Annotated in this window: 8 protein-coding genes and 1 pseudogene; 5 read left to right on the top strand and 4 right to left on the bottom strand. The window is 65.3% G+C overall.

Annotated elements, in window-relative coordinates:
* The 3 genes and pseudogenes from KH616_RS21595 to fnr form a co-directional block, all read left to right on the top strand.
* Positions 1 to 232 (top strand): annotated as a pseudogene (locus tag KH616_RS21595) (delta(1)-pyrroline-2-carboxylate reductase family protein); the annotation flags it as partial.
* Between the two features lie 174 nt (positions 233 to 406).
* Positions 407 to 814 carry a response regulator gene (locus tag KH616_RS21590; RefSeq protein WP_292250647.1) on the top strand — a complete coding sequence of 136 codons (408 nt, stop codon included), beginning with the start codon at positions 407 to 409 and terminating at the stop codon, positions 812 to 814.
* A gap of 17 nt (positions 815 to 831) precedes the next feature.
* Entirely contained in the window at positions 832 to 1605 is a 774-nt protein-coding gene (gene fnr / locus KH616_RS21585) for a fumarate/nitrate reduction transcriptional regulator Fnr (RefSeq protein WP_292250645.1), read from the top strand.
* A gap of 15 nt (positions 1606 to 1620) precedes the next feature.
* Here fnr and KH616_RS21580 read toward each other — a convergent pair whose 3' ends face one another.
* The 4 genes from KH616_RS21580 to KH616_RS21565 all read right to left on the bottom strand — a co-directional run bounded on the left by KH616_RS21580 (position 1621) and on the right by KH616_RS21565 (position 3204).
* Complete coding sequence (locus KH616_RS21580; protein WP_292250649.1) at positions 1621 to 1974, bottom strand: metal ABC transporter ATPase; 354 nt, start codon at positions 1972 to 1974, stop codon at positions 1621 to 1623.
* 174 nt (positions 1975 to 2148) lie between these two features.
* Positions 2149 to 2388, bottom strand: a complete 240-nt coding sequence (locus KH616_RS21575; protein WP_292250644.1) for a UDP-glucose 4-epimerase — start codon at positions 2386 to 2388, stop codon at positions 2149 to 2151.
* Between the two features lie 23 nt (positions 2389 to 2411).
* The gene (locus tag KH616_RS21570; protein ID WP_292250642.1) at positions 2412 to 2687 is read right to left on the bottom strand and encodes a DUF1488 domain-containing protein; all 276 of its coding nucleotides are present in this window, start codon (positions 2685 to 2687) and stop codon (positions 2412 to 2414) included.
* Positions 2688 to 2805: 118 nt separating this feature from the next.
* On the bottom strand, positions 2806 to 3204 hold the full coding sequence (locus tag KH616_RS21565; protein ID WP_292250640.1) for a DUF488 family protein: 399 nt from the start codon (positions 3202 to 3204) through the stop codon (positions 2806 to 2808).
* Between the two features lie 303 nt (positions 3205 to 3507).
* Here KH616_RS21565 and KH616_RS21560 point away from each other — a divergent pair, with 303 nt between their 5' ends.
* Both KH616_RS21560 and KH616_RS21555 read left to right on the top strand, forming a co-directional pair.
* The gene (locus KH616_RS21560) at positions 3508 to 4299 is read left to right on the top strand and encodes an MHYT domain-containing protein (protein ID WP_292250638.1); all 792 of its coding nucleotides are present in this window, start codon (positions 3508 to 3510) and stop codon (positions 4297 to 4299) included.
* Between the two features lie 46 nt (positions 4300 to 4345).
* Positions 4346 to 4648: a DUF4974 domain-containing protein gene (locus KH616_RS21555; RefSeq protein WP_292250636.1), complete on the top strand. Its 303-nt coding sequence runs from the start codon at positions 4346 to 4348 to the stop codon at positions 4646 to 4648.
* The last annotated feature ends 105 nt before the right edge of the window (positions 4649 to 4753 follow it).

Below are 4753 nucleotides of genomic sequence, written 5' to 3'. Positions count from 1 at the left end.
GGTTCGCCACAGCCGGATCGTCGTCGACGATCCGGCCGGCGCACGTCACGAAGCGGGGGATCTGATCCTGGCGCAGGTGAACTGGCGCGATGTCGCGTCGCTCGCCGATGTGCTGCGCGGCCGGTTAGAGCGGCGCGGGCCGCTGCTGTTCAAGACGGTCGGATGCGCCGCGTGGGATCTTGCCGCGTGCCGCGCGGCGCGCGACGCGCTCGCCACACGGACGACGCGTTGAATCCCGCCGGGGCGGCGCCACGTGCTCGCCGTCCCGGCGATCCTGCGCGCCGCGTCCGATCCGCCACATTGCCGATCCGGTTGTAGGGAAATCCCTACAACCCGGCGAACTGTCCTACGCCAACTTCCAACTCGGCCGATTTCCTTTATCGCGCCCGGCCGCGATACTGGCCGCATGAATGCCAGCCCCTCCCCCGCATCGCTCAGAGTGTTCCTCGTCGATCACGCCGTCGCGGTACGGCGCAGGGTCGCGCTGCTTGTCGGCATGATCCGCGGCGTGGTGGTCGTGGGCGAGGCGGAGGATTGCATGGGTGCGTGGACCACGATCCGCCGGTGCCAGACGGATGTCGCGATCGTCGACCTGCGGCTCGCGGACGGCGGCGGCCTCGACCTGATCGGCAGGCTGTCACGATCCGTGCCGCCGATCGTGACGATCGTGCTGACGAATCACTCGGCGCCGGCATTCAGGGCGGCATGTGCAACGGCGGGCGCGGACTACTTCTTCGACAAGACCGCCGAGTTCGACGCCGCATGCCACGTCATTGAATCCCTGGTGCGCTCGCATCGAGCGTGCTGCATTTGAAAGTGCCGGAGTGCATCATGTCATCAGCATCCGTTAGCGCAGCCGTCTTGCCGCCGCGGCGGTCCAGGCCGCTTCACGCAGTCGCGCGCGCCGACGCCCCGAAACAACCCGCCGCCCGCTGCTCGGTCTGCGCGATGCGTTCGCTGTGCCTGCCTGTGCAGCTGACGCCCTCCGAGTTCGGCCGGCTCGACACGATCATCTGTGCGACCCGCCATGTCCGGCAAGGCGACACGCTATTTCGCGCCGACGACGATTTCCAGAGCATCTACGCGGTGCGCGCCGGTTCGTTCAAGACGGTCATGATGCATCGCGACGGCCGCGAGCAGGTCACGGGCTTCCAGATCGCCGGCGAGACGCTCGGCATGGACGGCATCGGCAACGGCCATCACTGCTGCGACGCGATCGCGCTCGAGGACAGCGTCGTGTGCATCATCCCGTTCGGCCAGCTGGAAACAGCCTGCCGCGAAATGAAGTCGATGCAGCATTACCTGTATCAGATGCTCAGCAGCGAGATTGTCCGCGAATCGAGCCAGATGCTGCTGCTCGGGACGATGTCCGCCGAACAGCGCGTCGCGCAGTTCCTGCTGAACCTGTCGGCGCGCTTCAAGGCGCGCGGCTATTCGGCATCCGAATTCCATCTGCGGATGACCCGCGAGGAAATCGGCTGCTATCTCGGCATGAAGCTGGAGACGGTCAGCCGGATGTTTTCGCGGTTCCATCGCGAATCGCTTGTCGAAACGCACGGCAAGCGCGTGCGCATCATCGACGCGGAAGGCCTCGCGCGCGTCTGACCGCGCGCCGGCCCGTCAGCGCATCGCGCGCACGTCCCGCAGCGGCGCGCCCGGCTTCGCCGTGCCGCGCTCGCCCTGCCACGCGATCAGTTCGCGCTCGGCCTGGGCGAACGCGCGGCGCACCGCTTCCAGCGCATCGTCGCCGACGCAGCGCGGCAGCGGCTTCAGCGCGTTGCTGCGCGTAATCAGATCGAGCCGCACGTCATACATATGGCGGTCGTTGCCGGTTCTGAGCGACTCGATCGCCAGATGACAGCCGCTGATCAGCGCACCGAAACGGTCGAGGCGCACCAGTTGCACTCCGGCTTCCGCTTCCAGCGCGGCCGAACCGGCAAATCCGAAGTAGGCGATCTGCATTCCCACGCCCATGTTGTTTCTCCTGACGGCGCCGCCCTCGTGTCGACCGCTTGACATGCGCCGCCCGCCTTGCGGGAACCGGCGCAGATTCATCTGCGACTGCGTGACCTGTTTCGCCGGCCGCAGTCCGACCGGCATCGCGCGCGTGGTTGCCGCGCTTCGCGCACGCCCCCGCGTGCGCCCCGTTCATACGTTGATGACCTGCGACATCTTCAACTCGATCCACGTCATGCCCGCCCGCAGCCCCTCGATCACCGCCTCGCGCTCGGTCGCATACGACCGGCAGTGCTCGAACGTGTGATGGAACCGGCCGGCGCCGCTGCCGTGCTCGACCTGCACGCGGCAGCGGAATCCGCCCGCCTCGTCCGCGCGCGTGTCGACCTCGACGCTCCAGTCGCCCTCCTTGACGTTGCCCGACAATGCCATGCCAGCCTCCCATGCACGCCCTGTCAGCGCGTGTAGCGAAAATGACCGCTATGCAGCAGCACAGGCCGTCCGCCGATTTCCTCGAGCATCCTGCGCGCCACCGCCTCGATGTCCGGCCGGTGCGTGCTGAAAGCGCGAAGCAGATCCTGTTCGACCAGCGACGCCGCGCCGAAATGATCCTCCAGCGCCTCCGCGGTGACCGCGCACTGCACGCAGCGGTTGTCGACAAGCGCGGAAAACGCGACAACCAGATCGCGCGCGCAGTATTCGGGTGGATCGGGTGGAAAGGTAATGCGCATGTTGCGTGCTGCTGTGTCCTGATCGCGCCGCCGTGACGCATCCATGACCTGAGCATAGAGGCGCGCGCCGCAACGCGCTTGACCCACGTCAACGGAGTCGCCGCGCCCGGCGCCGTCGTCAGGGCGCGGCCGGCTCGATCGCCGCGCCGCGTTCGGCGAGCAGTTCGCGCAGGATGCTGCGGTGGCAGCGGCGCTCGTCGTCGCAATAGCAGCCGATCGAGAATTGCGTGGTGGCCGACAGCGCGGCCAGCAGATCCAGCACCTTCTGCGCGTCGCCGTGATTCATTTCCGCCCGGAACTTGCGCGCGAATGCCCGCCAGTCGGCATCGTCTTCGGTGGCCTGCGCCTGCGCAACGAGTTCCGGGCTCGGCGACAGCGTCGGCAGCCACACGTCGTAAAAGTCGCGCGACGCGAATTCGCTTTTCGGCACACCGCGCGGCGGACGCCGCACCGTGCCGATCCGCAACCCTTCGTCGGCCGCCCGCGGCGACCCCAACTGCACGATACGAACGCTCATTCCCGAACCGCTCCCTGGACAAGACGATGTTGGCGTGCATCGTACCGCGGCCGGAGCGGTTGCGACAGGCATCGTGCGGCGCATGTGCCGTCATGGATGGGGAGGCCGCGCCGCAAGCCGGGACGCGCCGGCCGTCAGCCGGCGCCGGCACGCATCCCCAGATTCGGGCCAACACGATTTTCCGGTATTGTGCGCCGTTCGTTTCTCGGTATACTCGACCGCGCAAAGCAGGGACGCATCGGGGATGCAGGAGCCGCGTCCTGACAAACTTGGCCAAATACAGCTCAAACGAGTAGAACGATAATGACTGGCACCTACGACCTGACGCTTGTCGTGCTTTCTTGTCTCCTCGCGATCTTTGCATCATTCACGGCGTTGAATATTTCCGATCGCCTGGACGTGATCGGGAATCGGCCGCTCGCCCCCTGGATCGTGCTGGGCGGCGGCGTGATGGGGCTCGGCATCTGGTCGATGCATTTCATCGCGATGCTGGCGTTCCATCTGCCTGTTGCCGTCACCTACAACCTCCCCATCACGCTCGCCTCGCTGCTCATTGCGATGTGCGCGTCGGCGATCGGATTCACGCCGCTGTGCCGGTACGATTTGCGCTGGACACGGCTGACGGTAGGCGCCATTGCGATGGGGCTCGGCGTCGCCGGCATGCACTACCTCGGCATGCGGGCGATGGATATCTGCCAGGGTATTCGCTACCAGCCCTGGCTGGTCGCGCTGTCCGTGGTGATTGCCATTCTGGCGAGCGGCGCGGCGTTGTGGCTGGCATTCGATCTGCGCCGGCAAAGCACATTCAAGTGGACTCGCCAGATCGGCTCCGCGATCGTGATGGGCTTTGCGGTCTGCGGGATGCATTACTGCGGCATGGCCGCCGCGCATTTCGACCAAGGCAGCTACCCGGTGTCCACGGTCCGCAATCTGCCGGTGCCGTGGCTGGCCGGCATTGTCGTGACGTTCAGCCTGGTGATTTTCGCGGTCGCGATCGTCATTGCGGCACTGGATGCCCGGACGAATGCGCGGGCGCGCGCGTTGGCCGACGCGATCCTGAACGAGCACATCAATAGACGCGGGGCGGTTCGCTGACCGACCGACGGTCGACCGCCCCGGGATTGGCTGGGGAATTTACCGCATGGACGCTTCTTCGCCGGACGGCTTCGTGATCAACAGCAGGCGCAACGTCGCGGCCAGCAACTATTGCAGCTGGACGGGCAACTCGATCATCTTCGACAACATGACGCTGGCCGACATCGCCGTCAATCTGGAGCACTGGTACAACATCCGCTTCCGGATCGACGAACGCATCGACACCTCCATACGCATTTCGTTCACCCTGCGGCCCGAAACCCTCGAAGAGACGCTCAAGATCATCGAAACGCTGACGCACCTCCGCTGCCGCCAGATAGACAAACACTACGTAATAATACACAAATAACCAAGAAAACCGACCATGGAACGCAACACATGAACGCCGGGAGACCTCCCCGGATCTTCTTTCAAAGAAACTCAAGAAACTATCAATCAAAACTTAAAACTCAGT

The organism is Burkholderia sp., from assembly GCF_018375725.1.
Taxonomy (GTDB): Bacteria; Pseudomonadota; Gammaproteobacteria; order Burkholderiales; family Burkholderiaceae; genus Burkholderia.
Note: the sequence above shows the minus strand (reverse complement) of the source record. Positions and strands in the feature narration are given on the sequence as shown.

Bases quoted from the DNA above. Each gene is read 5' to 3' on its own strand.
- KH616_RS21590 (WP_292250647.1), top strand. From the start codon at position 407: ATGAATGCCAGCCCCTCCCCCGCATCGCTCAGAGTGTTCCTCGTCGAT.
- fnr (WP_292250645.1), top strand. From the start codon at position 832: ATGTCATCAGCATCCGTTAGCGCAGCCGTCTTGCCGCCGCGGCGGTCC.
- KH616_RS21580 (WP_292250649.1), bottom strand. From the start codon at position 1,974: ATGGGCGTGGGAATGCAGATCGCCTACTTCGGATTTGCCGGTTCGGCC.
- KH616_RS21575 (WP_292250644.1), bottom strand. From the start codon at position 2,388: ATGGCATTGTCGGGCAACGTCAAGGAGGGCGACTGGAGCGTCGAGGTC.
- KH616_RS21570 (WP_292250642.1), bottom strand. From the start codon at position 2,687: ATGCGCATTACCTTTCCACCCGATCCACCCGAATACTGCGCGCGCGAT.
- KH616_RS21565 (WP_292250640.1), bottom strand. From the start codon at position 3,204: ATGAGCGTTCGTATCGTGCAGTTGGGGTCGCCGCGGGCGGCCGACGAA.
- KH616_RS21560 (WP_292250638.1), top strand. From the start codon at position 3,508: ATGACTGGCACCTACGACCTGACGCTTGTCGTGCTTTCTTGTCTCCTC.
- KH616_RS21555 (WP_292250636.1), top strand. From the start codon at position 4,346: ATGGACGCTTCTTCGCCGGACGGCTTCGTGATCAACAGCAGGCGCAAC.